Here is a 24,446-nt window from a genome sequence, read left to right as displayed (position 1 = left end):
CCAAGGCCCGGCCAGCGCCCGCCCCGCCCTTGGGCCAGGCGCTTCTCGCCCGCCGGGTCGGGCGCTGGCCTCTCGGGGTCTCGTGCTGACAGGTCTCCGGTGGAAACCGCATGCACAGGCGGGGGCGAGGCAATGCCTCGCCTTCTCCCGCCCGGTCAGGACCGGCCTACCCCTCGGTCGCCCGCCGCATCTCGTCCTTGACGCGGGCGGCCATGAAATCGGTGAACAGCCGCACCTTGGGGTCCTTCAGCCGCCGGTGCTGCGACAGGCTGGAGAGCTGCGTCGGCAGCGGCGGAGTGGCGGTGGCCACCGGCACCAGCCGGCCCGCGCGCAGGTGGTCGGCCACGTCGAAGATCGGCTTCAGCACGATGCCGCGCCCGTCCAGCGCCCAGCCGGTCAGCACGTCGCCGTCATCCGATTCGAAGGGGCCGGTGATCTCGAACCGCCGTGGTCCTTCCGGGGTCTGCAAGGTCCACTGGAATTCCTTCGCGCCCGGGAAGCGCAGGTTCAGGCAATCGTGCCGGTCCGCCACCAGCGCCGCCCCGTCCGCCGGCATCCCCCGCCGCGCCACGTAATCGGGCGAGGCGCAGAGGACCCGGGGGCAATCGGCGATCAGCCGCACCTTCAGCGTGCTGTCGTCCAGGAGGCCCAGGTGGAAGGCCACGTCGATCCCCTCGCTCACCACGTCGATGGAGCGGTCGCTGAGCCTCAGCCGCACGTCGATCTGCGGATACAGGTCCTTGAACGCCGGCACATGCGGCGCGATCAGCCGCCGGCCGATCCCCAGCGGCGCCGCCACGAAGATCGTGCCGCGCGGGTTCTGGGTCACGTCCATCACCGCCGCCTCGGCCTCGTCGATGGCATCCAGGATCTTGCGGGCGCCGTCGTAGAAGATGCGGCCGTTCTCGGTCGCTTGCAGGCTGCGGGTGGTGCGGTTGAAGAGTCGCACGCCGAGGTGTTTCTCCAACTCGGATATCCGCGCCGAGGCCACCGCGGGCGAGGTGCGCTGGTCCCGCGCCGCAGCACTCATGTTGCCAAGTTCGTAGACCCGGACGAACATGCGGATATTGTTGACGTAGCTCATCGGCGGCCTGCGATTTTACGCGGTGGCTTGAAAGTGATCCGGCATTTGACAGGATTAACAGCAAAACCCTTGCCGGTATAGCGTTTCGGGATCAACGGGGGAGAGGGCCGCCATGTATGACTGGGTCGTTCTTTGGGAATGGGTCGAGATCGCATTCCGCTGGCTGCATGTCATCACCGCCATCGCCTGGATCGGGTCCAGCTTCTACTTCATCGCGCTGGACCTGGGCCTGCACCGCGACCGCAACCTGCCCTCGGGGGCGGACGGCGACGAATGGCAGGTCCATGGCGGCGGCTTCTACCACATCCAGAAATACCTCGTCGCCCCGGCGGCGATGCCCGACAACCTGATCTGGTTCAAGTGGGAAAGCTACATGACCTGGATCAGCGGCTTCACCATGCTGGTGCTGGTCTATTACCTGGGGGCCGAGCTTTACCTGATCGACCCCGCGGTGATGGAGCTGCAGGTCTGGCAGGCGGTGGCGATCTCGATGGCCTCGCTGGCCTTCGGCTGGATCGCCTACAACACGCTGTGCAAGGTCTTCGTCAACGCCAACCAGAACGCGCTGATGCTGGCGCTGTTCGCGGTGCTGGTGGGGATGAGCTGGTTCTACACCCAGGTGTTCTCCGGCCGGGCGGCGATGCTGCACCTGGGGGCCTTCACCGCCACCATCATGTCGGCCAACGTGTTCTTCATCATCATGCCGAACCAGCGGGTGGTGGTGGCCGACCTGAAGGCGGGCCGCAAGCCGGACCCGAAATACGGCAAGATCGCCAAGCAGCGCAGCACCCACAACAACTACCTGACGCTGCCTGTCATCTTCCTGATGCTGTCGAACCACTACCCGCTGATCTTCGCCACCAGCTACAACTGGATCATCGCCAGCCTGGTATTCCTGATGGGGGTGACGATCCGGCACTGGTTCAACACCCGCCACGCCCGCCAGGGCAGCCCGCACTGGACCTGGGCCGCGACCACCGTGCTGTTCCTGCTGATCGCCTGGCTGTCCACCGCGCCGATGCGCACCGTGCCCGAGGCCGAGGCGCAGCTGGACGCCACCGCGCAGCTCTATGCCGGCGCGGCGGGGTTCGAGGATGTGGTCGGCATCGTCCAGGGGCGGTGCAGCATGTGCCACGCCGCCGAGCCGGTCTGGGAGGGGCTGCACTGGCCGCCGAAGGGCGTGGTGCTGGAGACCGAGGCGCAGATCGCCCACGAGGCCCGCCGCATCGCCATGCAGTCGGGCTATTCCCACGCCATGCCGCCCGGAAATCTGTCGTTCATGGAACCGCAGGAGCGGCAGGCCATCGTCGACTGGTTCCGCGCCGCCGGGCAGGGCTGAGGGGCACGATCCTTCGCCGAAGGATCGGATTTTCGGGTTTTCGGCGAAAACCCGGTGCCTCCGGCACGGCGGGGCCGGTGCCTTTCCTGCAACAGGCATTGTATCCGACGCCCTGCGGGTCTACCTCTTCCGCAGCCAGACGCCGGAGAATCCCCATGCCCGCTTACCGTTCCCGCACCACCACCCATGGCCGCAACATGGCCGGCGCCCGCGGGCTCTGGCGCGCGACGGGGATGAAGGACGGCGACTTCGGCAAGCCGATCATCGCCATCGTCAACTCCTTCACCCAGTTCGTGCCGGGCCATGTCCACCTCAAGGACCTGGGCCAGCTGGTCGCCCGCGAGGTCGAGGCGGCGGGCGGCGTGGCGAAGGAATTCAACACCATCGCGGTGGACGACGGCATCGCCATGGGCCACGACGGGATGCTTTATTCGCTGCCCTCGCGCGAGATCATCGCCGACAGCGTGGAATACATGGTCAACGCCCATTGCGCCGATGCCATGGTCTGCATCTCCAACTGCGACAAGATCACCCCCGGAATGCTGATGGCCGCGATGCGGCTGAACATCCCGGCGGTCTTCGTCTCCGGCGGGCCGATGGAGGCCGGCAAGGCGGTGGTCAAGGGCAAGGAGATCGCGCTGGACCTGGTGGACGCCATGGTCGTGGCGGCGGACGACAGCTACAGCGACGAGGACGTGGCCACCATCGAGAAGGCGGCCTGCCCGACCTGCGGCTCCTGCTCGGGCATGTTCACGGCGAATTCCATGAACTGCCTGACCGAGGCGCTGGGCCTGTCGCTGCCCGGGAACGGCTCTACCCTGGCGACGCATGAGGACCGGAAGCGGCTGTTCATCGAGGCCGGGCACCTGATCGTCGACGTGACCCGCCGCTACTACGAGCAGAACGACGCCTCGGTCCTGCCGCGCAACGTGGCCAACAAGCAGGCCTTCGAGAACGCGATGGCGCTGGACATCGCCATGGGCGGCTCCACCAACACCGTGCTGCACATCCTGGCGGCGGCGCATGAGGGCGGGGTCGACTTCACCATGGAGGACATCGACCGGCTGTCCCGCAAGGTGCCCTGCCTCTGCAAGGTCGCGCCCGCTAAGCAGGACGTGCATATGGAGGATGTCCACCGCGCCGGCGGGATCATGGCGATCCTCGGCCAGCTGGACAATGCGGGCCTCTTGAACCGCGACTGCACCACCGTGCACAGCCCGACCATGGGCGCGGCGCTGGACCATTGGGACGTGAGCCGCAGCAACCACGACAACGTCCGCCGGTTCTTCATGGCCGCCCCGGGCAACGTCCGCTCCGCCACCGCCTTCAGCCAGGCCGCCCGCTATGTCGAGCTGGACCTCGACCGCGAGAACGGGGTGATCCGGTCCGCGAAGCATCCGTTCTCCAAGGATGGCGGGCTGGCGGTGCTGAAGGGCAATATCGCGCTGGACGGCTGCATCGTGAAGACCGCGGGGGTGGACGAGTCGATCCTGGTCTTCTCCGGTCCCGCGCGGGTGTTCGAGAGCCAGGATGCCGCGGTTTCGGCCATCCTGACCAGCAAGATCAAGGAAGGCGACGTGGTGGTGATCCGCTACGAAGGGCCGAAGGGCGGCCCTGGGATGCAGGAGATGCTGTATCCGACCAGCTACCTGAAGTCGAAGGGCCTGGGGAAAGCCTGCGCGCTCCTGACCGACGGGCGCTTCTCCGGCGGCACCTCGGGCCTGTCCATCGGCCATGTCTCGCCCGAGGCGGCGGCCGGCGGCGCCATCGGCCTGGTGCGCGAGGGCGACATGATCGACATCGACATCCCGGGCCGCAAGATCAGCCTGCGGGTTTCCGACGCCGAACTGGCCGCCCGCCGGGCCGAGCAGGATGCCAAGGGCTGGAAGCCCGCGGCGCCGCGCAGCCGCAAGGTGACCACGGCGCTGAAGGCCTATGCTCTCTTGGCCACCTCCGCCGACAAGGGCGCGGTCCGGCAACTGCCCGACGAGGCCTGAGCCGATTTCTTTGGAGAAATCGGGCGGAGCCTTCAAAGGCTCCGCTGCGGAATTTTTGAAAGTTCCGCTTCAGTCGCCCAGCTTGGCGTGGACCTCGTCCAGGTCGACCTCGGCCTTGGGCATCTTGTTGCCCGGGTTGTCGAAATCGTATTTGAACAGCTGGAAGTCGCGCTTGTAGATTTCCCAGACGATGTGCATCGACAGGTCGTCGAAGTAATCCTCGACCGGATGCGCCCGGGCGGGGCCGTGGCCCTCGCTCTCGTTGAAGCGGGGGATCTTCTTCAGGTCGACCGGATGCTTGACCTTGATGTTGTCCAGCACCACCTGCATTCCGGCGTTGAAATCCTCGGTGAAGAAGATGTGGTCGTAGCGGCCGCCGTTGACGATGAAGGTGCTGATATGCCCCGCCATCGCCGACCAGTGGATGTCCGGCTCCATCGGCTTCCTGAAACGGATGGTGTCGCGCGCGAACAGCAGGAAGCGGCGGAAGCTCTTGATCTGATCGAACTCCTGCTTGCCGTCGTCGCCGCCGACCTCGACCCCGTATTTCTGCACCAGAAGCGGCACCAGGTTGCCGCGGTAGCGCTTGCCGTTCCGCTGGATGCCGCAGATCTTGTCGAAGAAGGACGAGAGAATCCGGGTATAGGGGTTCCGCACGCAGGTGAAGGCGTAGGATTTGTGCTTCTTGACGTTCTTCTCGATCAGCGGCTGGCTGGCCTCGATCGCCCATTTGTGCATCCCCGACATGGCGTCGTGGATGTCGCCGTCGAAGAAGCGGCCATGGTCGGAATAGAACATGATCTGCCCGATGGTCGAGCAGGCGCATTTCGGCACCACGCGGTAGACCACGCTTTCGCTTTCCGTCATCCAGGTGCCGGGGAACCCCATCGCCACACACTCCTGCCCGTCGCTGCCGTCCGGCCGTTATTTCCGGCCTGGAACCAATCCCCGGCAAAAAAGCAAAGAAACTTTGACTTTTCAAGGAAGCACAAAGCACTTTATGGAAACAGTCAGCAGCAGAGGCAGCGCCGACCCACCCCGACATGGCCAAGATCGCCTATATCCTTCTCTGTCACAAGGACCCCGAGGGGATCATCGCCCAGGCCGAGCGCCTGACGGCGGCGGGCGACTTCATCGCCATCCATTTCGACGCCAACGCGAAGCGCGAGGATTTCGACCGGATCAGGGCGGCGCTGGCCGAGAACCCCTCGGTCGCCTTCGCCCGGCGGCGGGTGAAATGCGGCTGGGGCGAATGGTCGCTGGTCGAGGCCACGCTGGGTGCGGTCCGCGCCGCGGTCGACGCCTTTCCGCGGGCGACGCATTTCTACATGCTGTCGGGCGACTGCATGCCGATCAAATCGGCGGAATATGCCCGGTCCTTCCTGGAACGCGAGGATGTCGACTACATCGAAAGCTTCGATTTCTACAATTCCGACTGGATCAAGACCGGCATCAAGGAAGAGCGGCTGATCTACCGCCACTGGTTCAACGAGCGGAACCGCAAGGACTGGTTCTACCGCTCGATGGAGTGGCAGAAGAAGCTGGGGCTGGCCCGCAAGGTGCCCGCCGATCTGGTGATGCAGATCGGCAGCCAGTGGTGGTGCCTGCGCCGGCGCACCGTCGAATGGGTGCTGGAGTTCATCAGGAAGCGCCCCGACGTGCTGCGCTTCTTCCGCACCACCTGGATCCCGGACGAGACCTTCTTCCAGACCATCGTCCGCCATCTGGTGCGCGAAAGCGAGATCAGGACCCGGCCGCTGACCTTCCTGATGTTCACCGACTACGGGATGCCGGTGACCTTCTACAACGACCATTACGAGCTGCTGATCAGCCAGGACTACCTCTTCGCCCGCAAGATCAGCCCCGAGGCGAAGGAGCTGAAGGAAAGGCTGGGCAAGCTCTATTCCGCCACCGGCACCCGGTTCCAGATCTCGAACGAGGGCCGCAGCCTGTTCAAGTTCCTGACCGGCCGCGGCCGCATCGGCCGCCGCTTCGCGCCGCGGTTCTGGGAAGCCGAGACCAGCATCGGCCGCGAGCGCACGCTGATGATGGTGACCTGCAAGAAATGGCACGTCGCCAAGCGGCTGGTCGAACGGGTGAGGAACGTCACCAACACGCCCGCCATCGACTACCTGTTCAACGAGGCCGCGACCCAGCTGCCCGACCTGGGCGGCATCCAGTCCAACCTGGAGAAGCGCACCCGGCACCGCCGGGCGCTGGTGCGGATGCTGTTCGATTACTGGCAGACCGACCGGCTGATCTTCTGCATCGACCCGGCCTCGACCGAGCTGATGCAGGATTTCTACAACGACCGGGCCAAGGTGCGGCTGCTGGAGATCGAATGCGACTTCACCGACGATTACCTGATCGGCCATGCCCGCAGGGTGGGACTTGCCGGCGACCGCACCCCGCAGGAGACCATCGACCGCCTGCTGCCGACCATCCGCTACGATGTGCGCTTCGAGTCCGACCGCATCCGCGAGTTCGACTTTCCCGGCTTCCACCGCATCCGGCAGTCGGCGAGCGTGGACGAGAACACCCTGCCGCTGGCCGAGTTCCTTGACATTCCGGTGGAAAAGGCGCGGGAGATCGTGGCGACCGAGTATCTTTTCGTGGATTGAGAACATGCCCTGGACCTATGACACCTCGAACATCTTCGCCCGCATCCTGAGGGGCGAGATCCCGAACAAGACCGTGCTGGAAACCGCCGACACCCTGGCATTCCACGACATCCGCCCGCAGGCGCCGGTGCATGTGCTGGTGATCCCGAAGGGCGCTTATGTCGATTTCGCGCATTTCGCCGCCGAGGCGACCGAGGCCGAGATCGCCGATTTCCACCGCACCTGCGCCCGGGTCTGCGAGATGCTGGGGGTGAACGGCGACGGCTTCCGCGCCATCACCAACGCCGGCGCCCACGGCCATCAGGAGGTGCCGCATTACCACCTGCACATCCTCGCCGGCCGGCCGCTGGGGCCGATGCTGGTGAGACCGGCCTGATGCCGACCTTCCTCTACCGCATCCTGCCGCCGCGCGCCGATTTCGCGGCGACGGTCACCGAGGCGGAGATGGCGGTGATGGGCCGGCACTTCGGCTATCTGCAAGGGCTCCATGCGGCGGGCAGGCTGCGCTTCGTCGGCCGGGCCGAGAACGGCGATTTCGGGCTGGCGGTGGTCGAGGCGGCGGATGAGGCCGAGGCCCGCGCGGTGGCCGAAGCCGACCCGGCGGTGGCCGAGGGGCTGATGCGGGCCGAGGTCCATGCCTTCCGCATCGTCGACATGGACGGCTGAGCGCCGAAGCCGCAACATCCGGGTCGCCGCCGCGCCCCGGCCCGGCCATCTTCCGGCCCCGGTCCCGGAAGGAGAGCCCGATGCGTTTCACCGCCATCCCCACCGGCCAGGCCCGCGGCCTGTCCGGGCGGGAGAAGGCGAGGCATTGCCTCGCCCCCGCCCGTGCGGATGGGTTCACCCTGTAGACCTGTCAGCCCGAGACCACGGAAGGCCAGCGCCCGACCCGGCGGGCGAGAAGCGCCCGCCGGGTCGGGCGCTGGCCGGGACTGATGGTCCCGGCCGGTCAAGCGGAACCGTTGCGCCGTGGCGAAGGCACGCGCCTTCGCCAGACGGGCCGGAACGGATGTCGACCCACCTAGGTCGCGGGGTTTTCCGCGTCCCACTCCTTCAGCCAGCGCTTCGGCGCCGCCGCCCGCCAGTCGCGGATGAGCCGGGGCCGGGCCCAGTCCGGGTCGATCCGGCCGGCGCGGACCAGCATTAGGTCGTGGTTGCGGTAGTGCGGATGCAGGAAGAAGGTCTCCGGGTCCGCCTCCATCAGCATCTCGCGCTCGTCGCGGCCGGCGCGGAAGACGGCGGCGTCCTCGAAGGGGCTCCACCAGCACCACATCCGGCCGTGGGCCTTCAGCGCCTCGTTGCCCCAGGGATGCTCCAGCGTGACCCGCGGCAGGCCCAGCGACAGGGCGAAGGCCTTCAGTTCTGCCCAGTCGCGGATCATGTCAATGCGCCTCGGCCCAGTTGCGGCCCTGGCCGGCGTCCACCGTCAGCGGCACCTTCAGTTCCACCGCGGGCAGGTTCGCCCCCTCCATCACCCCGCGGGCGATGCGGATCAGATCGGGCGCGGCGGCCTCCTCCACCTCGAACAGCAGTTCGTCGTGGACCTGCAGCAGCATCTTCGCCGGCAGGTCGCGGGTGGCCTCGGGCATCCGCACCATGGCGCGGCGGATCACGTCGGCCGCGGTGCCCTGGATCGGCGCGTTGATCGCGGCGCGGCGGGCGAACCCCGCCCCGGGCCCCTTGGCGTTGATCTCGGGCGTGTGGATTTTCCTGCCGAACAGGGTCTGCACATGGCCGTTCTCCTGCGCGAACTTAATGGTTTCGGACATGTATTCCTTGATGCCCGGAAACCGCTCGAAATAGCGGTCGATGAAGCCCTGCGCCTCGGCCCGCGGGATGCGGAGGTTGCGGGCGAGGCCGAAGCCCGAGATGCCGTAGATCACCCCGAAGTTGATCGCCTTGGCCTTGCGGCGGATCTCGGGCGTCATCTGGTCCAAGGGCACGTTGAACATCTCGGAGGCCGTCATCGCATGGATGTCGATGCCGTCGCGGAACGCCTGCTGCAGCGCCGGAATGTCGGCGATATGGGCCAGGATGCGCAGCTCGATCTGGCTGTAGTCGAGCGAGACCAGAACCTTGCCCGGCGGGGCGATGAAGGCCTCGCGGATCCGCCGCCCTTCCTCGGTCCGCACCGGGATGTTCTGCAGGTTCGGGTCGGTCGAGGCCAGCCGCCCGGTGTTGGCCCCGGCGATGGAATAGGAGGTGTGGACCCGGCCGGTATCGGGGTTGATCGCCTCCTGCAGGGTGTCGGTATAGGTGGATTTCAGCTTGGCGATCTGCCGCCAGTCCAGCACCCGCGCGGCCAGCCGGGCGCCCTGCGGGTGGCTGTCCTCCAGCGTGGTGATGTCCTCCAGCACGTCGGCCCCGGTGCCGTAGGCCCCGGTCTTGCCCTTCTCGCCGCCCGGCACCTGCATCCGGTCGAACAGCACCTCGCCCAGCTGCTTGGGCGAGCCGACGTTGAACTTCTCGCCGGCGATGTCCTGGATTTCGTCCTCCAGCCGCGCCAGGGTCTGGGCAAAGGCGTTCGACATCCGCGCAAGCGTGTCGCGGTCCACCTGGACGCCGGCCATCTCCATCTCGGCCAGCACCGGCACCAGCGGCCGTTCCAGCATCTCGTAGACGGTGGTCACCCGCGCGCGGTGCAGCTGCGGCTTGAACAGGTCCCACAGGCGGAAGGTCACGTCGGCATCCTCGGCCGCGTATTTCACCGCATCCTCGATGGCGACCCGGTCGAAGGTGACCTGCGCCTTGCCGCTGCCGATCAGCGACTTGATCGGGATGCACTGGTGGCCGAGGTATTTTTCCGCCAGCACGTCCATCCCGTGCAGGTTCAGCCCGGCCTGCATCGCGTAGCTCATCAGCATGGTGTCGTCGATGGGGGCGGTGCGGATGCCGTGGCGGGCGAAGATCTTCCAGTCGTATTTCATGTTCTGGCCGATCTTCAGGATCGCCGGGTCCTCCAGCACCGGCTTCAGCGCCGCCAGCACCTCGTCCAGGTCCAGCTGCCCCTCGACCGGCGCGTTCGATCCGAACAGGTCGCCGCCGCCCTGCCGGTGGCCCAGAGGGATGTAGGCCGCATCCCCCGCCTCGACGCAAAGCGAGATGCCGACCAGTTCGGCCCGCATCTCGTCCAGGCTGGTGGTCTCGGTGTCCACGGCGACATGACCGGCCTCGCGGATGCGGGCGATCCACTGGTCCAGCGTGGCGCGGTCGCGGATGGCGACATAGGCGGAATGGTCGAAAGGCTTCGGCGGCTCTTCCTGCACCGGCGTATCGTCGGGCGGCGTGGCGGTGGTGATGGCCGGCACCGCCACTTTCAGCCGCTCCGCCACCCGGCGGGTGATCGAGCGGAACTCCATCTCGGTCAGGAACTTCAGCAGCTTCTCGGGATCGGGCGGGGTGATCTCCAGTTCGTCCAGCGTCTCGGACACCGGCGCGTCGTCCTCCAGCGACACCAGCTGCCGCGAGATGCGGATCAGCTCGGCATTGGCCTCCAGCGCCTCGCGCCGCTTGGGTTGCTTGATCTCTCCCGTCCGGGCCAGCAGCCCGTCCAGGTCGCCGTATTCCTGGATCAGCAGCGCCGCGGTCTTCAGCCCGATCCCCGGCGCGCCGGGCACGTTGTCGGTGCTGTCGCCGGCCAGCGCCTGCACATCGATCACCCGTTCGGGCGGGACGCCGAACTTCTCCAGCACCTCGTCGGGGCCGATGCTGCGGTTCTTCATCGGGTCGAACATGTCGATCCCGGGGCGGACCAGCTGCATCAGGTCCTTGTCCGAGGAGATGATGGTGCAGCTGCCCCCGGCCTCGGCCGCCCGGCGGGCGAGGGTGGCGATGATGTCGTCGGCCTCGTAGCCCTCCAGCTCCAGGCAGGCGACGTTGAAGGCGCGGGTGGCGTCGCGGGTCAGCGGGAACTGCGGCCGCAGGTCCTCGGGCGGCGGCGGGCGGTTGGCCTTGTATTGCGGATAGATCTCGTTGCGGAAGGTCTTCGGCGAATGGTCGAAGACCACCGCCAGATGCGTGGCGGCAGCGCCGTTCGAGCGCGAGATCTCGTTCCACAGGATGTTGCAGAAGCCCGCCACGGCCCCCACCGGCAGCCCGTCCGACTGGCGGGTCAGCGGCGGCAGCGCGTGGTAGGCGCGGAAGATATAGGCCGAGCCGTCGATCAGATGCAGGTGATGGCCCTTGCCGAAGGTCATGCGGTCTCTCCCCCCTGTGTCGGCCTTTCTATGGCACGAAGAGGGGGTCGCTTCCAGCCTCGGGGCGGGCGTTCCGCCACAGCGACAGGTCCACCGCCTGGATGGTCGGGGTCCAGAGGCCGAAGGGCACCCCGGCGGCGCGCAGCCGGCGGCTGATCCACTGGTTGCAGGGATCGAGCAGCGAGAAGCGGCCCTCGGCCTGCCAGAAGCTGTCGGTGGCGGTGAAGCCGGGAGCGGAATCGGGCAGGGGCCGTCGTTCCGCGTCGCGGGGCAGGTCGGCCAGGATGCCCTGCACAAGGGCGTCATACTGGCGCCGGCTGAGGTCGAGCCAGGTCACCGCCTCGAAATCCTCGGGGATATGGGGCAGGTGGTCGATGCGGATCACCGCGGCGTCGCCGGTGGCGGCCTGCCAGGCGATGGCCGGCGAGATGTCGGCATAGCTGCCGGTTGAGGTGTAGAAGCCCTCGGCCCCCCAGCCGACCAGAAGCCAGCCGGTTTCGCCCGCGGCCCCGCCGGCGAAGGCGAAGTCCGCGCGCAGGCGGTCGTCCAGCGGCAGGACGAAGTCGTAGTGGATCAGGCCGTGCAGCAGGCCGATGCGGACCTCGGGCGGGTCGTCCTGCCAGCTGCCGCCGCCGGGCAGCAGGGCGCCGGCGAAGCCCGCAAGGAAGAACAGCACCGGCAGCGCGACCAGCGTGGTGAGGGCGCGGAGGAGAAGCCGCAAGGCGGCCTTAACGCGGAGCGGCATTCAGCACCGGAAATTCCGCGGCTTGGCCGGGCGGGAGAAGGCGAGGCACTGCCTCGCCCCCGCCCGTGCGCGGCGGATCACCCGGATACTGCGGTGGCACGAGACCCGATAGGCCAGCGCCTGCCCGGGCGGGCGAGAAGCGCCCGCCGAGGGGCGGGCGGGCGCTGGCCGCGCCATTGAGGTCCGGCCGGTCCCGGTTGCCATGGTGCGCCGTGGCGAAGGCGATGGCCTTCGCCAGTCGGGACGGGCGCGGCATCGCCAAACACCGGTCTGCCTAGTGGTCGTCGTGGGCGTGGTCGCGGTCGATCACGTATTTCTTGTCGCAATAGCCGCATTCGACGAAGCCGGTGTCGGCCGGGATGGTCAGCCAGACGCGGGGATGGCCGAGCGCGCCCTCGCCGCCGTCGCAGGCCACTTTCCAGGTGGTGACGACTTGGGTTTCCGGGGCGTCGAGGGTCATCGCTTGCATCCTTGGCTTGGGCTAGGCCCGCGGCATATTACGGATGCGGCGGGGGCGGGCAAGAGTAGCGCTGCCGCAGGGGGCCAACGGGCGGCGTAAACCGATGAGATCGCGGCGAAATCGCCCGCTGCGCCGGTCCGGCCGATGCCGGGCGGCCTGCTGTCGCGCCGGCTGGGGCCGGAGGGGCCGCAACGGGCGCCGGGCAGGCGGGGCCGAATCGGTGCCAGAGGCGGTGCGGCAGAGTTGAATTGCAATCCGCCGCGGATCGGGCATCATCCCCGCATTCCCGGCGGTCGCCGTCCCGGCCGCCCCTGCCGCTTTGACCAAGAACCGCTTGTTTCCCGGATCCGTGACATGCTTCGCCTTCTGGTCCTGACCCTGTTCCTGCTGACGCTTCCCTTTCAGGCCTTGGCCGAGAAGCTGGCGCTGGTGATCGGCATGGGGGCCTATTCGCGCATCCCGGCGCTGGCCAACAGCGTCAACGACGCCAGGGGCATCGCCGACACGCTGGAGAAGACGGGGTTCGAGGTCGTGCTGGTCACCGACGCGCCGCTGGCCGAGGTGCAGGCGGCGCTGGACGACTTCGCCTTCCGCGCCGAGACGGCGGAACTGGCGCTGGTCTACTACGCCGGCCACGGGGTGGAGGTGCAGGGCGAGAACTTCCTGATCCCGGTGGATGCCAAGGTGGCCTCGAACCAGGACGTGCAGGCGGCCTCGATCTCGCTGCGGCAGCTGGAGGCGGCGGTGGGCAAGGCGCGGCGGATGGGGGTGATCCTTCTGGACAGCTGCCGCGACAACCCCTTCGGCGGCGGCATCTCGCCCGTGGACGCCGCGGCCGATGCGGGCGACAGCGGCACCCGCGGCGGCGGCACCGCGGGGCTGGCGCCGACCGACCCGGACCGCGGCACGGTGGTGTTCTACGCCGCCCGCCACGGCATGGCGGCGCTGGACGGCGTGGGCGGCAGCCACAGCCCCTTCGCCCAGGCGCTGATCGACAACATGCAGGTGCCGGGGCTGGAGATCGGGGTGATGCTGCGCCGGGTGCGCGACGAGGTGCTGGCCTCGACCGGCAACCTGCAGGAGCCGTTCTCCTACGGCTCGCTGCCCGGGACGCCGTTCTACCTGGCCGGCGCGCGCGAGGGCGAGGCGGATGTCAGCCTTGCGGCGGACCGCGAGGACGGCTGGGCGAAGCTGGCCCCGGACCAGGAGGACCTGCTGCTGGCGCTGGCCGACAGCGGCGACACCCGCTCGCTGCTGGGGTTGGGCTACATCCGGCTGAACCGGAACGACCCGAAGTTCGATGCCGCCGAGGCGCGCGGGTATTTCGAGCGCGCGGCGGAAGCGGGCTCTCCCGAGGCGCAGTTCGAGCTGGCCCGGCTGGTGGAGAAGGGCATCGGCGGCCCGGCCGATCCGGCGCGCGCGCTGGCGCTTTACCAGGCCTCGGCCGACCAGGGCTACGGCAATGCGCTGAACGAACTGGGCTTCATCCATTACCAGGGGCTCTACGGCCTGCCCGCCGATCCGGTGAAGGGCATCCATTACTTCACCCTCGCCGCCGCCGAGCGCGACCCGGAATCGCAATACAACCTGGCGGCGCTGATCGACGACGGCGCGGTGCCCGGCCGCGGCCCCGAGGATGCGGCGGTGCTGCTTTACCAGGCGCTGCGGTCGGGCAATGCGGCGGTGCTGGCGATGATCCCGAAGATGGAAGAGCAGTTCGAGCCGGCGACCCGCCGCGCCCTGCAGCGCGCCTTGCGCCAGAACGGCTTCTACGATGGCGAAGAAGACGGCGCCATCGGCCCCGGAACCGCCGCGGCGATGCGCAAGGCCTTCGGCATCGAAGAAACCTGAGTTGGGGAAAATGAAATCGCTCGACAGTTGTGGGAAGTCGGTTCACGCTGCAAGGGCCTGACGTAACGTTAAGGAGTTTTCATGCAGGGGATTGCGCGGTTTTCCACTTCCGTCGTCCTTGCCGCGCTGATGGCGGGCAGCGCCGGGGCCGAGGACGCCAACTACGTCACCATCGCAGGCATCCGGGCGGGCACCGTGGCGCCCGGCGGGCTGGCCTTCGTCTCGGTCAGCCTGTCGTCGCGGCGCGACATCGGCACCGGCTATGCAACCTCCGGCGGGTTCTGGGACAAGAGGGACGGCTCCATCGCCCTCGGCATGGGCTTCGGCAATGCGGACCAGGGCCTGGGCTTCCAGGTGACGGCCAACATCACCTCGCTGAAGGACGATTTCGGCGATGCGGGCTACCTGACGCTGAAGGCGGCGACCCGGCTGCAGGGCGGCGGCACGCCGATGTATCTGGGCGTGACCGCCGATCACATCGCCGGTTGGGGCGTGGCCGAGTCCCCGGACGAAAGCTTCGACCTGACGCTGACCGCCTTTCCCACCGCGGCCATCGGCGGGGTGGACCGGCGGCTGATGCTGACGCTGGGCGCCGGCACCAACATCCGCAACAACGACAGCGACCCGGGCGTCTATTTCGGCGCCGGCATGGCGATGAACGACAACTGGGCGCTGTCGGCGGCCTGGACCGGCGAGGACGTGACGCTGGGCACCGGCTTCCGGCTGGCGGCGCTGCCGGACATGCAGTTCACCGCCTCGGTCGAGGATGCCTTCGACCAGAACGACGCAAGGCGCTTCACCCTGCAGGTGACGCTGACGACCGACAGGCTGTTCGGAGGGAAGTTCTGATGCGGAAGGCGGAATGGATGGCCCTGAGCGGCGCGCTGGCCTTCGCGCTGGTTCCGGTCTCGGGCGTGCCGGCGCTGGCGGGCAAGGATGCGGTGGATGTCGGCCCGGTCTTCGTGCCGCCTTTGGCCGAGGCCGAACCCTCGGCGGTGGCGCAGGCGGTGGAGGAGATCAACCTTGCGCGCGACTTCTGCAGCCGGCTGAAGCGCAAGGAATATGTGATCGACTGCCTTGCGGCCGAGATGGATTCGGCGGCCGATGCCCTGCCCTCGACCCCGGAATACGCCCCGGCGAAGGCGGCGCTGAAGGACGGCTCGCGCAAGCTGGCGAAGATCGTGACCGACAACCGCTCCTCCTCGCTGCCTGCGGGGGTGGCGCGGGACTCCGGCCATGCCACGCCGCGGCCGATCCGGGCGGTGGAGACCTCGCGCATGGAGGTGGCGACGGATGCGGCGATCGGCGTGATCGAGGAGACCGGGACGATCCTGCTGCGGTCCTCCGAGACCTCGGCCGAGGCCGCGGGCTTCGTGGCGATCTCGACGGCGGTGCGGTCGAACACCATCCTGCTGCGGTCGATCTGAGGCCTCAGCCGCCGATCGGCATCCCGCGCGACTTCAGCGCCTGCAGCCAGGTCAGACCCTGCGCCGTGCCGCGGGCGGGGCGGTATTCGGCGGCGATCCAGACCCCCTCCATCCCGTCCACCGCATCGCAGAGGGCGGGCAGCGAGAAGCCGCCGCCGCCGGGTTCGTTGCGCGAGGGGAAGCCGGCGATCTGCACATGGGCGGTGCGGCAGGCATGGTCGCGCCAGACCGCGCCCGGGTCGCCGTGCAGCCGCGCCGCGTGCCAGAGGTCGAATTGCAGCCCGATCCGCGGATTGCCGATGTCGTCGAGGATCCGCGCCGCCTGGTCGTAGTCGTTCAGGAAATAGCCCGGCATGTCCTCGGGGTTCAGCGGCTCGATGCAGATCCCCAGGTCCGGTGCCTGCGCCAGCGCCCAGGTCAGGTTCTCGACATAGGTGCCCTCGGCCTGCGGTCCCTTGGCGACGCCGGCCATGACATGGATGCGCGGTGCGCCCAGCCTTGTGGCATAGTCGGCGGCGCGCAGGAAGCTGTCGCGGAAGGCGGTCTCGTAGCCGGGCCGCGCGGCGAAGCCGCGGTCGCCGCTGGCCCAGTCCCCCGGGGGCGCGTTGATCAGCGCCAAGGGCAGGCCGGCCAGCGCCTTTTCCCACTCGGCCACCGGGTGGTCGTAGGGGAACAGAACCTCCACCCCGTCGAAGCCGGTGCGTCGCGCCCAGTCGGGCCGGTCGAGCATCGGGACTTCGGTGAAGAGCAGCGTCAGGTTGGCGGCGAAACGGGGCATCTAGGGGTTGGGCAGCTCGGAAGAGGGAATGACCGGAAAGAAGACCCCGCCGGACCAGAGGCCGAACCAGCTATCCCCTTCATGGGTCTCATGGCAACCCAGATCGACAAGCCGGTAGAAGGATTTCCGGTCGATCAGCGCCCAGAGGTCGCTGCGGACCAGCACGTAGGGCGCGGGCTCGCCGTCCTCGCCCCGCTCCACCCGCAGCGGATGCTCCGGCCCGGCGGCGGCGCGGTCCTCGGTCCTGGTGACGAAGGTCAGGCGCTGGTCGCGGCCCTTTCCCTCCACCTCGAAATCCACCGCCAGGAAGGGGGCGTCGTCGACCCTGATCCCCACCTTCTCGACCGGGGTGACGAGGAAATAGCTGTCGCCCTCGCGTTTCAGGATCGAGGAGAACAGCTTGACCATCGGCGCCCGGCCGATGGGGGTGCCGAGGTAATACCAGGTGCCGTCGCGGGCGATCCGCATGTCGATGTCGCCGCAGAAGGGCGGGTTCCACAGGTGGACCGGCGGCAGACCCTTCTCCTTCGAGGCGGCCCTGGCGGCGGCGGCAAGCGTGTCGGCGGTGGGTTTGGTCATGGCGCGACTGTCGCGCGATGCGGCCCGAACGGCAAGGGCGCTTCTATCGGGCCGGTCTCCCGGGACACGCGGCGGATGCCTCCGGCGGGGATATTTGTCGTCCAGAAAGAGGCAGGGCGCTTTCCTCTTTCTGGACCATAAATATCCTCAAGGGGGCCGGGGCAGAATGCCGCCGACTTGCGGCAGGCGGGCTCGCGCCGCTGTCACGATCATTTGTGTCAAGTCGCTTTTTGCCATTTGTGCCCGGCCCGAGACTCCGGTCTAATGTGCCCGACACTTGCAGGAAGGAACCGATGATGGCTGGTGAAGACGCGCTGGTGGCCGAGATCGAAGCCCTGGGCGAGACCCTGGGCCGGGCCAAGGTCTCGATAAACCGGCGCTTCATCGGGCAGGACGGGGTGGTGGACCTTGTCCTTTCCGCCCTCCTGTGCGGCGGCCATGCGCTGCTGGTCGGCCTGCCGGGCCTGGGCAAGACCCGGCTGGTGGACACCCTGGGCACGGTGATGGGCCTCAAGGCGGGCCGCATCCAGTTCACCCCGGACCTGATGCCGGCCGACATCCTCGGCTCCGAAGTGCTGGAGACCGGCGCCGACGGCAGCCGCGCCTTCCGCTTCATCGAGGGGCCGGTGTTCTGCCAGCTTCTGCTGGCGGACGAGATCAACCGCGCCAGCCCCCGGACGCAATCGGCGCTGTTGCAGGCGATGCAGGAGAAGGAAGTGACCATCGCCGGCGAGCACCGCCCGCTCGGCCGCCCCTTCCATGTGCTGGCGACCCAGAACCCGATCGAGCAGGAGGGCACCTATCCCCTGCCCGAGGCGCAGCTGGACCGTTTCCTGGTGCAGGTGGACGTGGACTATCCCGCCCGCGCGGTGGAGCGCGACATCCTGATCGCCACCACCGGGGCCGAGGAGGCGGAATCGCATCCGGTCTTCACCACCGAGGCGCTGCTGGCGGCGCAGTCGGTGGTTCGCCGGATGCCGGTGGGCGACAAGGTGGTGGAGGCGATCCTCGATCTGGTCCGCGCCTGCCGCCCGGGCGAGCCGGAGGGGCGCGACCTCGCCGACAGCCTCGCCTGGGGTCCGGGGCCGCGGGCGGCGCAGGCGCTGATGCTGACCGTCAGGGCGCGGGCGCTGCTGCAGGGGCGGCTGGCGCCTTCGGTCGAGGATGTGGCGGCGCTTGCGCAGGCCTGCCTGGAACACCGGATGGCGCTGTCCTTCGCCGCCCGCGCACGGGGCGAGACGCTGACCGGCATCATCGCCCGCACCGCCACCCGCGTGCTGGGGCTAGAGGCGGCAGCGTGATCCCGACCGGGCAAAGCGGAGACCTGCGGTCCCGGGCCGAGACCCTGGGCCAGACCCTGCCGCCGCTTCTGGCCGAGGCGGAGATGCTGGCGCATACCGTCATGCTGGGCGAACACGGCCGGCGGCGGGCTGGCTTGGGCGACGAGTTCTGGCAATACCGCCCGGCGCATCAGGGCGATCCGGCGCGGATGATCGACTGGCGCCGCTCGGCCCGGTCGGATGCGCATTTCGTGCGGGAACGCGAATGGCAGGCGGCGCAGTCGGTCACGCTCTGGGTCGATCCGTCGAAGAGCATGTCCTTCACCGGCGCCAAGGGCCGGGTGGCCAAGGCCGACCGGGCGCGGCTGCTGGCCTTGGCGCTGGCGGTGCTGCTGCTGCGCGGCGGCGAGCGGGTGGGGCTGGCCGGGCTGGCCGCGCCGCGCTCGGGCCGGACGCAGCTGGTGCGGCTGGCGGCGCGGCTGTCTGGGGCGGAGGAGACCGCCGACTACGGCGCGCCGGAGGCCGAGGGGATGGTGTCCCACGGCCGCGCGGTGTTCCTGTCGGATTTCATGGGCGACATCGCGGCGGTGGAGGCGGGGTTCGCCCGTGCCTCGGACCGCGGCGTCAAGGGTGCGGCGCTGATGGTGCTGGACCCGGCGGAGGAGGAGTTCCCCTTCGACGGCCGCACCATCTTCGAGTCGATGGGCGGCGGTCTCCGGCACGAGACCCGCAAGGCGGGCGAGTTGCGCGACCGCTATCTCGCCCGGCTGGCCGAGCGGAAGGACCGCATGGCCGAACTGTCCCGCGCGGTCGGCTGGCATTTCTCCACCCATCACACCGGGCAGCCGGCGCAAGCGGCGCTGCTCTGGCTCTATCGGGCGCTGGAGGGCGGGCGGTAGATGTTCACGCTCGGCCCCATCGGCTTCCTGAACCCCTGGCTGCTGGCGGTGCTGGTGGCGCTGCCGATCCTGTGGTTGCTTCTCCGCGCGGTGCCGCCGGCGCCGATCCGGCGGCGGTTCCCGGGGGTGGCGCTGCTTCTGGGCCTGAAGGACGAGGACGCCGAGACAGACAAGACGCCGTGGTGGCTGCTGCTGTTGCGGGTGCTGGCGGTGGCGGCGGCGATCATCGGCTTCGCCGGCCCGGTGCTGAACCCCGAGGAGCGGCAGGCGGGCTCCGGCCCCCTTCTGGTGGTGCTGGACGGAGGCTGGGCCGAGGCGCGGGACTGGGCGCGGCGGGTGGCCCGGGCCGGGCAGCTGGTCGAGGAAGCCGGGCGCGAGGGCCGCACCGTGGCGGTGATCCGGCTGACCGACCGGCCGGGCGAGACGGTGTTCCAGTCCGCCGAGGCCTGGGCGGGCCGGCTGGCGGGGATGGAACCGGCGGCTTGGGCGCCCTCGGGAATGGAGAGCTGGATCGCCGCGCTGCCGGAGGGCGGCTTCGATACGGTCTGGCTGGCGGACGGGCTGGCCCATGCAGGGCGCGAGACGCTGGCGCAGGCCTTGCGCGACCGCGGCAACGTGACGGTGATCGAGAGCCCGCGGCCGGTCTTCGCCCTGCATCCGGCGGGGTTCGCCGAGGGCAAGGTGATGGTCTCGGCATCCCGCGTGCCGGCGGCGGATGCGGTCGCCGTCGAAGTGGCGGCGCGCGGGCCGGACCCGGCGGGGATCGAGCGGGAACTGGCGCGGGTGGAACTGACCTTCGCGGCCGGAGAGGCCAAGGCCGAGGCGGCGATGGAGCTGCCGCCCGAGCTGCGCAACCGGGTGACGCGGTTCGAGATCCCGGGGATGCGGTCTGCGGGAGCGGTCAGCCTGACCGACGACAGCCTGAAGCGGCGCAAGGTGGCGATCATCGGCGCAGGAGCGGATCAGGAGGGGCTGCAACTGCTGTCCCCAACCCACTACCTGCGGCAGGCGCTGGTGCCGGTGGCCGATCTGGTCGAAGGCTCGCTCTCCGAGGTGCTGGTGGCGAAGCCGGATGTGATCGTGCTGGCCGATGTGGCCCGGGTGACGCAATCCGAGCAGGACGCCATGCTGGACTGGCTGGAGGAGGGCGGCCTCCTGCTGCGCTTCGCCGGCCCCCGGCTGGCGGCCAGCGACGTGAGCCGGTTCGAGGAGGACCCGCTGCTGCCGGTGCGGCTGCGCGAGGGCGGGCGCACGGTGGGCGGTGCGATGAGCTGGGGCGAGCCGAAGGCGCTGGCGCCCTTCCCCGAGGGCAGCCCGTTCTATGGTCTGGCCCTGCCCGATGACGTGCAGGTGAAGGAGCAGGTGCTGGCCCAGCCGGACCCCGACCTCGCCGAACGCACCATCGCCGCGCTGGAGGACGGCACGCCGCTGGTCACCCGCAAGGCGGTGGGGCAGGGGCAGGTGGTGCTGGTGCATGTGACGGCGAATGCCGAATGGTCGACGCTGCCGCTGTCGGGCCTTTTCGTGCAGATGCTGGAGCGGCTGGCGGTCTCCACCCGGCCGGCGATGCCGGAGGCGGGGGACCTTGAGGGCCAGACCTGGGTGCCCGAGGAGGTGCTGGACGCCTGGGGTGCGGCGCGGGATGCCGGCGAGGTGGCCGGGGTCGAAGGGGCGGTGCTGGCGCAGGCGCTGAAGGAGGGCCCGGGGCCGGACCAGCCGCCGGGCCTCTATGCCGGGCAGGAACGGCGGGTGGCGCTGAACGTGATCGGGGCGGAGACCGAGTTGAAGCCGGCGGTCTGGCCGGCGGGCGTGGCGGTGGAGACGCTGGAAGAAGCGGCGGAGCAGTCGTTGAAGGGGCCGCTGCTGGCGGGCGCGCTGGCCCTGCTGCTGGTGGACATCCTGGCCGCGCTCTGGGTGGCCGGGCGGCTTTCCGGCCTGCGGCGGGGGGCGGCGGTGCTGGCCGTGGCGGTGCTGTCCTTGCAGCCGCAGGAGGGCCGGGCGCAGGAGCCGCTGCCCGGCGACGATTTCGCCATCGAGGCGACCTCGGCGGTGGTGCTCGGCCATGTGCTGACCGGCGATGCGCAGGTGGACGAACTGGCGGAGGCCGGGCTGCGCGGCCTCGGCGACCGGCTCTGGGAGCGGACCTCGATCGAGCCCGCCATGCCGATGGGGGTGGACATCGAGAAGGACGAGCTGGCCTTCTTCCCCTTCCTCTACTGGCCGGTCACCGCCGACAGCCCCACCCCCTCGGCCGCGGCCTATGACAAGCTGAACCAGTTCCTGCGCTCGGGCGGGCTGATCCTGTTCGACACGCGGGATGCCGATGTGGCGTCCTTCGGCGGCGCCACCCCGGAAAGCGAGGCGCTGCAACGGATTGCCGCCGGACTGGACATCCCGCCGCTGGAGCAGATCCCGCCGGACCACGTGCTGACCCGCACCTTCTACCTGCTGCAGGATTTCCCCGGCCGCTTCCAGGAGGGCAGCCTCTGGGTCGAGGCCGCGCCGCCGGACGTGGCGCTGGAGGAGGGGATGCCGTTCCGCAACCTGAACGACGGCGTGACCCCGGTGGTGATCGGCGGCAACGACTGGGCCTCGGCCTGGGCGACCGATGACAGCGGTGTGCCGATGCTGCCGGTGGGGCGGGGGTTCGCGGGCGAAAGGCAGCGCGAGATCGCCTATCGCTTCGGCATCAATCTGATCATGCATGTGCTGACCGGGAATTATAAGTCGGACCAGGTGCATGTGCCTGCGCTCTTGGAAAGGCTGGGCCAATGACGCTGGTCTTCGATCCTCTGGTCGGCTGGCCGGTGATCTGGGCGCTTGCCGGCGCGGGGCTCTTGCTGCTGGCGCTGGCGCTGTGGCGGGGCCTCGGCGGCTGGCTGTTGCGCGGCCTGTCGGTGGCGGCGCTGGTGGCGGCGCTGGCCAACCCCTCCTTGCAGGAGGAGGAACGCGCCGGGCTGAACGACATCGTGATCCTGATCGTGGACGACAGCGCCAGCCAGACCCTCGGCGGCCGCCCGGCGCAGGTGATGCAGGCGGTGGCGCGGGTGGAAGCCGAGATCGCCGCCATGCCGGGGACGGAACTGCGCATCCGCCGCTTCTCGGACGGCGAGGAGGATGCCGGCACCCTGGCGATGACGGCGATGGCCGAGGCCCTGGCCGAGGAACCCCGGGCAAGGGTGGCCGGGGTGCTGCTGGTGACCGATGGGCGGGTGCACGACATGGAGATGACGCCCTCCGTTCCCGCGCCGCTGCATGTGCTGCTGACCGGGAAGGAGGCCGACTGGGACCGCCGGCTGGTGATCCGCAACGCCCCCGCCTTCGCCATCATCGGCGAGGAATTCGTGATGAAGCTGATGGTCGAGGATGTGGGCGCCGTGCCGTCCTCGGCCGGGGCCGAGGTCGACCTGACCATCGCCGTGGATGCCGAGCCGCCGCAGGTCTACACCATCCCGGTGGGGGTGGAGCTGGACCTGCCGGTGACGCTGCCGCATGGCGGCATGAACGTGTTGCAGTTCAGCGTCGACCCGATTGAGGGAGAACTGACCGACCGCAACAACGCCCAGGTGGTGCAGGTCAACGGCGTGCGCGACCGGCTGCGGGTGCTGCTGGTCTCGGGCGAGCCCCATGCCGGCGAAAGGGTCTGGCGGAACCTGCTGAAATCGGATGCCTCGGTCGATCTGGTGCATTTCACCATTCTTCGCCCGCCGGAGAAGCAGGACGGCGTACCGGTGGACGAGCTGTCGCTGATCGCCTTCCCGACCCGCGAGCTGTTCGTCGAGAAGATCGAGGAATTCGACCTGATCATCTTCGACCGCTACCGGATGCGGGGCATCCTGCCGATGTCCTATCTGGACAACGTGGTGCAATATGTGCGGAACGGCGGCACGGTGCTGGTGGCGGCGGGGCCGGAATTCGGCGTGGTGGATTCGCTCTACCGTTCGCCGCTGGCGGAAATCCTGCCGGTGGCGCCCACGGCGCAGGTGATCGAGGGCGGGTTCAAGCCGAAGATCACCGAGATCGGCAAGCGCCATCCGGTGACCGAGGGGCTGGAGAAGTTCGCCCCCGAGGGGGAGGAAGGCGCGCCCGGCTGGGGCCGCTGGTTCCGCATCGCCGAGGTCGAGAAGCTGTCGGGTCAGACGGTGATGGAGGGGCCGCAGGGCCTGCCGCTGCTGGTGCTGGACCGGGTGGACGAGGGGCGGATCGCGGTGCTGGCCTCGGACCAGGCCTGGCTCTGGGGCCGCGGCTACGAGGGCGGCGGGCCGCAGCTGGAGCTGCTGCGCCGGCTGGCGCACTGGATGCTGAAGGAGCCGGAGCTGGAGGAGGAGACCCTGACCGCCACGGCGGAGGGCCAGCACCTGACCATCGTCCGCCGCAGCATCGAGGAGGCGGTGCCGGGGCCGCTGACGGTGACCGGACCGGACGGCGCGCAGGTGGTGCTGGAGATGCGCCAGACCCGCCCGGGCCGGTTCGAGGTGGAATGGGATGCGCCGCTTCTGGGCCTCTACCGGCTGGAGCAGGGCGAGCTGACCCGGGTGATCGGCGTCGGCCCGGCCGCGCCGCGGGAATTCGTCGAGACCATCGCCTCGGGCGGGATGCTGGAGCCGGTGGCGGACGGTGCGGGCGGCTCCGTCGCGCGGATCGAGGACGGGGTGCCGGACATCCGTCAGGTGGCCGAGGGCCGCCCCGCCTCCGGCCGCGGCTGGATCGGCATCACCCCGCGCGGCGCCTACGAGACCGAGGAGATCCGGGTCGCCGCGCTGCTGCCCGGCTGGGCCTGGCTGTTGCTGGCCGCGGGGCTGGCAGTGGCGGCCTGGCTGGTCGAGGGGCGCAAGGGCGCGAAGGTCTAGGGGCCTACGGCAATCGCTTCGGCAGGGGAAACTCCCCTCCCGCGCGGCCTCCTTGGCGAAGGCCATCGCCTTCGCCACAACGCAACGCTTCCCCTTGTCCCGGCCGGGACCATAAGTCCCGGCCAGCGCCCGCCCCGCCCTCGGCGGGCGCTTCTCGCCCGCCGGGTCGGGCGCTGGCCTCTCGGGGTCTGGTGCCCCCACCGTCTCCGGGTGCAACCGTCGCGCACGGGCGGGGGCGAGGCCGTGCCTCGCCTGATCCCGCCCGGCCGACCCGTCGATCTCCGATCCTTCCAGGGTCCTACGGGCTCTGACAACCGGCCCCGGGGAAAGGGCTTTGCCG

Annotated in this window: 20 protein-coding genes; 12 read left to right on the top strand and 8 right to left on the bottom strand. The window is 69.3% G+C overall.

Features of this window, described 5'->3' with window-relative positions:
• Nucleotides 1-166: 166 nt before the first annotated feature.
• Nucleotides 167-1,084 carry a LysR family transcriptional regulator gene (locus G5B31_RS00495; protein WP_165012730.1) on the bottom strand — a complete coding sequence of 306 codons (918 nt, stop codon included), beginning with the start codon at nucleotides 1,082-1,084 and terminating at the stop codon, nucleotides 167-169.
• Nucleotides 1,085-1,196: 112 nt separating this feature from the next.
• On the opposite strand from G5B31_RS00495, the gene G5B31_RS00490 reads away from it, so the two are divergent.
• Complete coding sequence (locus G5B31_RS00490) at nucleotides 1,197-2,423, top strand: urate hydroxylase PuuD (RefSeq protein ID WP_165012728.1); 1,227 nt, start codon at nucleotides 1,197-1,199, stop codon at nucleotides 2,421-2,423.
• A gap of 155 nt (nucleotides 2,424-2,578) precedes the next feature.
• Nucleotides 2,579-4,420 (top strand): dihydroxy-acid dehydratase, encoded by a 1,842-nt coding sequence (gene ilvD / locus G5B31_RS00485; RefSeq protein ID WP_165012726.1) that lies wholly within the window; start codon nucleotides 2,579-2,581, stop codon nucleotides 4,418-4,420.
• A gap of 69 nt (nucleotides 4,421-4,489) precedes the next feature.
• On the opposite strand, the gene G5B31_RS00480 is transcribed toward ilvD, so the two are convergent.
• Nucleotides 4,490-5,308 carry a sulfotransferase family protein gene (locus G5B31_RS00480; RefSeq protein WP_165012724.1) on the bottom strand — a complete coding sequence of 273 codons (819 nt, stop codon included), beginning with the start codon at nucleotides 5,306-5,308 and terminating at the stop codon, nucleotides 4,490-4,492.
• 155 nt (nucleotides 5,309-5,463) lie between these two features.
• Between G5B31_RS00480 and G5B31_RS00475 the strand changes: the two genes are divergently transcribed.
• The 3 genes from G5B31_RS00475 to G5B31_RS00465 are packed head-to-tail and all read left to right on the top strand — an operon-like array spanning nucleotide 5,464 to nucleotide 7,707.
• Entirely contained in the window at nucleotides 5,464-7,041 is a 1,578-nt protein-coding gene (locus G5B31_RS00475) for a DUF5928 domain-containing protein (RefSeq protein ID WP_165012722.1), read from the top strand.
• Between the two features lie 4 nt (nucleotides 7,042-7,045).
• Nucleotides 7,046-7,417 carry an HIT domain-containing protein gene (locus G5B31_RS00470; protein ID WP_165012720.1) on the top strand — a complete coding sequence of 124 codons (372 nt, stop codon included), beginning with the start codon at nucleotides 7,046-7,048 and terminating at the stop codon, nucleotides 7,415-7,417.
• Nucleotides 7,417-7,707, top strand: a complete 291-nt coding sequence (locus G5B31_RS00465; RefSeq protein WP_165012718.1) for a YciI family protein — start codon at nucleotides 7,417-7,419, stop codon at nucleotides 7,705-7,707. The genes G5B31_RS00470 and G5B31_RS00465 overlap by 1 nt, the downstream gene beginning before the upstream one ends.
• A gap of 355 nt (nucleotides 7,708-8,062) precedes the next feature.
• Here the strand turns inward: G5B31_RS00465 and G5B31_RS00460 are convergent, their stop codons facing one another.
• The 4 genes from G5B31_RS00460 to G5B31_RS00445 all read right to left on the bottom strand — a co-directional run bounded on the left by G5B31_RS00460 (nucleotide 8,063) and on the right by G5B31_RS00445 (nucleotide 12,442).
• Nucleotides 8,063-8,422 (bottom strand): MmcQ/YjbR family DNA-binding protein, encoded by a 360-nt coding sequence (locus tag G5B31_RS00460; protein WP_165012716.1) that lies wholly within the window; start codon nucleotides 8,420-8,422, stop codon nucleotides 8,063-8,065.
• A 1-nt stretch (nucleotide 8,423) separates the two neighbouring features.
• On the bottom strand, nucleotides 8,424-11,237 hold the full coding sequence (gene polA / locus G5B31_RS00455) for a DNA polymerase I (protein WP_165012714.1): 2,814 nt from the start codon (nucleotides 11,235-11,237) through the stop codon (nucleotides 8,424-8,426).
• 28 nt (nucleotides 11,238-11,265) lie between these two features.
• Entirely contained in the window at nucleotides 11,266-11,982 is a 717-nt protein-coding gene (locus tag G5B31_RS00450) for a DUF2459 domain-containing protein (RefSeq protein ID WP_165012712.1), read from the bottom strand.
• A 274-nt stretch (nucleotides 11,983-12,256) separates the two neighbouring features.
• Entirely contained in the window at nucleotides 12,257-12,442 is a 186-nt protein-coding gene (locus tag G5B31_RS00445; protein ID WP_165012710.1) for a zinc-finger domain-containing protein, read from the bottom strand.
• 354 nt (nucleotides 12,443-12,796) lie between these two features.
• Here G5B31_RS00445 and G5B31_RS00440 point away from each other — a divergent pair, with 354 nt between their 5' ends.
• The 3 genes from G5B31_RS00440 (at nucleotide 12,797) to G5B31_RS00430 (ending at nucleotide 15,720) form a co-directional block, all read left to right on the top strand.
• Nucleotides 12,797-14,293 (top strand): caspase family protein, encoded by a 1,497-nt coding sequence (locus G5B31_RS00440; protein ID WP_165012708.1) that lies wholly within the window; start codon nucleotides 12,797-12,799, stop codon nucleotides 14,291-14,293.
• Between the two features lie 81 nt (nucleotides 14,294-14,374).
• Complete coding sequence (locus G5B31_RS00435; protein ID WP_165012706.1) at nucleotides 14,375-15,142, top strand: hypothetical protein; 768 nt, start codon at nucleotides 14,375-14,377, stop codon at nucleotides 15,140-15,142.
• Nucleotides 15,142-15,720 (top strand): hypothetical protein, encoded by a 579-nt coding sequence (locus tag G5B31_RS00430; RefSeq protein WP_165012704.1) that lies wholly within the window; start codon nucleotides 15,142-15,144, stop codon nucleotides 15,718-15,720. Before G5B31_RS00435 ends, G5B31_RS00430 begins: the two co-directional genes overlap by 1 nt.
• Nucleotides 15,721-15,724: 4 nt before the next feature.
• Here G5B31_RS00430 and G5B31_RS00425 read toward each other — a convergent pair whose 3' ends face one another.
• Nucleotides 15,725-16,498 carry a hydroxypyruvate isomerase family protein gene (locus G5B31_RS00425; protein ID WP_165012702.1) on the bottom strand — a complete coding sequence of 258 codons (774 nt, stop codon included), beginning with the start codon at nucleotides 16,496-16,498 and terminating at the stop codon, nucleotides 15,725-15,727.
• On the bottom strand, nucleotides 16,499-17,077 hold the full coding sequence (locus G5B31_RS00420) for a DUF1285 domain-containing protein (RefSeq protein ID WP_165012700.1): 579 nt from the start codon (nucleotides 17,075-17,077) through the stop codon (nucleotides 16,499-16,501).
• A 296-nt stretch (nucleotides 17,078-17,373) separates the two neighbouring features.
• Between G5B31_RS00420 and G5B31_RS00415 the strand changes: the two genes are divergently transcribed.
• The 4 genes from G5B31_RS00415 to G5B31_RS00400 are packed head-to-tail and all read left to right on the top strand — an operon-like array spanning nucleotide 17,374 to nucleotide 24,106.
• Nucleotides 17,374-18,378 (top strand): MoxR family ATPase, encoded by a 1,005-nt coding sequence (locus tag G5B31_RS00415; protein ID WP_165012698.1) that lies wholly within the window; start codon nucleotides 17,374-17,376, stop codon nucleotides 18,376-18,378.
• Nucleotides 18,375-19,256, top strand: coding sequence for a DUF58 domain-containing protein (locus G5B31_RS00410; RefSeq protein WP_394352104.1), 882 nt, complete (start codon nucleotides 18,375-18,377; stop codon nucleotides 19,254-19,256). The genes G5B31_RS00415 and G5B31_RS00410 overlap by 4 nt, the downstream gene beginning before the upstream one ends.
• Nucleotides 19,257-22,031, top strand: coding sequence for a DUF4159 domain-containing protein (locus tag G5B31_RS00405; RefSeq protein ID WP_165012696.1), 2,775 nt, complete (start codon nucleotides 19,257-19,259; stop codon nucleotides 22,029-22,031). It begins immediately after the preceding gene.
• A complete protein-coding gene (locus tag G5B31_RS00400) occupies nucleotides 22,028-24,106 on the top strand; it encodes a hypothetical protein (protein ID WP_165012694.1) in 2,079 nt (692 codons plus the stop codon). The genes G5B31_RS00405 and G5B31_RS00400 overlap by 4 nt, the downstream gene beginning before the upstream one ends.
• The last annotated feature ends 340 nt before the right edge of the window (nucleotides 24,107-24,446 follow it).

This window comes from Rhodobacter sp. SGA-6-6 (assembly GCF_011043545.1).
Classification (GTDB): Bacteria; Pseudomonadota; Alphaproteobacteria; order Rhodobacterales; family Rhodobacteraceae; genus Pseudogemmobacter.
Note: the sequence above shows the minus strand (reverse complement) of the source record. Positions and strands in the feature narration are given on the sequence as shown.